Source organism: uncultured Campylobacter sp. (genome assembly GCF_938017705.1).
Classification (GTDB): domain Bacteria; phylum Campylobacterota; class Campylobacteria; order Campylobacterales; family Campylobacteraceae; genus Campylobacter_B.
This window is the reverse complement of sequence record NZ_CALIIS010000106.1, coordinates 1-2,416: the sequence shown is the minus strand read 5'-3', so window position 1 is coordinate 2,416 and position 2,416 is coordinate 1. Positions and strand designations below refer to the sequence as shown.

Genomic DNA, 2,416 nt, shown 5'->3' with positions numbered 1-2,416 from the left:
GCTCTAACGTTGATGCAAGCGTAGATATGAGGTTGTTTAGCGAAGGGGGAAGGAATGAGATAAAGGATGAGCTTAATAGGGGGAGCGCGATAACCAAGTCCTTAGAGATGCTTATAAAAACGGGTGACCTTTCCTTTAATGAAAACGTAGCGGAATATGCAAACGCTTATGAGTTAAGCAAGGCTTACGGCAAAGATTTAAGCTCGGTATTAATGGATGAAAAAGTAGGCATCAACACTAAAGAGCAGGTAATAAAATCTCTGATAGATGCTTATGCCAAAGCCAATGGTTTAAATTTAGAAGGTATTAAAGTAAAACTAATATCCGATGCCAATGCAAAGGGCAAAAATGATGAGCCTTTCAAAGGGAATTTCGACTCTTTAAGCAAAACTATCACTTTAAATTTAGCCAATACGTCGGATATAAAAACATTTGCTCAAACTCTAGGACATGAGCTAAGCCATGCTATAGACTACAAAAAAGGACGCTTTATCCCTGGCGGCGAGGCTATGAATAGATATGCCGATATAAAGGGCGATCACTTTGCGGACTATTTCGAAAGAGGCTTGGATATAACGGGCTCGAAAATAAATTTGCAAGACAAGTTGCCGAGCTACGATAAATACAATAAGATCAACCAAGCTCTGCTAGAACATAATCTTAAGAATTTTAATAGTACGGATAAGAGGTGGAGTGATAATGCGGATAAAAAAGACGGCAATATAAAAAGATTTAATAGTATATTAGACTATATGTCCAAAAGCGAAATAATGGTCTTTGATCCCTTAGAGGGCCTTATAGATATTAATGACCCGGACAGAATTAAGATGCTTCCTATGGGATGGAGACCAAAACCTGTCGGCAGAGCCGAAGCATCCAAGATTGCAGTATCCACCAAAGAAGATGCAATTAAAATTTTTAATACAACAGGCAAAGAAGGGGATAGCTGGAGAGTAAAAGTTGTTAAAGATAAGAAAACACTAGACGACACATGGAATACATTAACCAAAGATGCTAAAGAGATTGGATCTAAAGTGGATACTTATGGAAAAGAGATAAAAAGGATGCAATTTGAAGATGGTACAGTATTACAATATAGGCTAAAATCTAAAAGCGGTGGCGAAACGATAGAGATAGTAGTAAAAGGAGAAAAACCAAGAAAAATTCATATAGAATAGATCGGGTAAAAGAGATGTTATGAAATTTAAAATTTTAGAACCAAACGAACGATACGGTTGGGTTTTTAGCCAAGATGAAAGACTTTTCAAAGCTTTCGGATTTAACGAAAATGGGCCATTTCTTAAGATATTGCCCAAAACCCCAAATGTCGAGAAAAAAGATATTTTAGATTACTTTGCGTATAGGATTTTTTGTCTATGCGAATGGTTTGAATTAGATTCAATGATTGCGGATGATTACGACTATATGCTACCACCATATGAAGATAATCCTGAAATTTCAGCTTATCCTACATATGCAGGAGAATACTTCGGAGTAATGGGACAGCTATTTTTAGGAAATATGATAGACTTCGGCATAGAGGGCGGAAATCTAAGAGAGAAAGGAACTAACTTTAATACAAATTTATCGAAAATCGATTTAGGTATGTCGCTTTATGAAAAATGGATCTATTTCAGGGATAACTTCTTTTATGGGTATAAATTCTTAGAGGAGGACAAAATAACTCCCCAAGCAGAGATAACTTGGAAAGACCCTAACACATGGAGCAGATTTAGCCATTGGATATGTATGACTAAGGCGGGCAAAGAGTATTGTGACAAAATTTTGGAACCTAGACTTTATGAAAAGTATAAGGATGTGGTTATCGAGGCGTAATTTAGCGATTACAAATAACGAAAATTTATTATGAACATGTTTAATCTAGCAAGCAAAAAAGGACTTTAAATGACCATCTTACCAATATCAACCTTCGACAATGACTTACAAAGAGGCGATATTATAAAATTTAACGACGATGAGCTTATGGTCTGCGATGAGCGCTGTTTCTGGACAGAAAATCCTTGCCTTTTAAATTTAAAAGATACCAGATATTTTGAGCTTCCTAGCGAGATGATATCAAGCAAAGCGGGGTTTGTAGTGGACAAGGAGCAATTGATTCGTAATTTAGCAAATTTCGGCATCAATACGAGCCCCCAGGAGGTATTTATATGCTCCGATAATTACCTTAGTAGCGATGAACTCAAAGATTACAAAGAAGATTGCGACGAAACAATCCCCGGTTTCAGACTGACAAAACCTAGGGATAAATTTGGACGCAATAGACGCATAAAGAGGAATCTAATGAAAAAATTTAGTATTCCTCTCTTGAAATTTCGTGGAAGGATCAAGCTCGGAGATATTATCGAATGTAGAAAATCCTGCTATCCATATGAGAAAAATGTAAGCTTTATCGTAG

2 protein-coding genes and 1 pseudogene are annotated in these 2,416 nt (G+C 36.5%); all 3 read left to right on the top strand.

Annotated features, from left to right (window positions below; genetic code table 11):
* Positions 1-1,178 (top strand): annotated as a pseudogene (locus tag Q0605_RS05360) (hypothetical protein); the annotation flags it as partial.
* 19 nt (positions 1,179-1,197) lie between these two features.
* Positions 1,198-1,836: a hypothetical protein gene (locus Q0605_RS05355; protein WP_298704906.1), complete on the top strand. Its 639-nt coding sequence runs from the start codon at positions 1,198-1,200 to the stop codon at positions 1,834-1,836.
* A 69-nt stretch (positions 1,837-1,905) separates the two neighbouring features.
* A partial coding sequence (locus Q0605_RS05350) for a hypothetical protein (RefSeq protein WP_298704905.1) occupies positions 1,906-2,416 on the top strand: 511 nt, incomplete at its 3' end.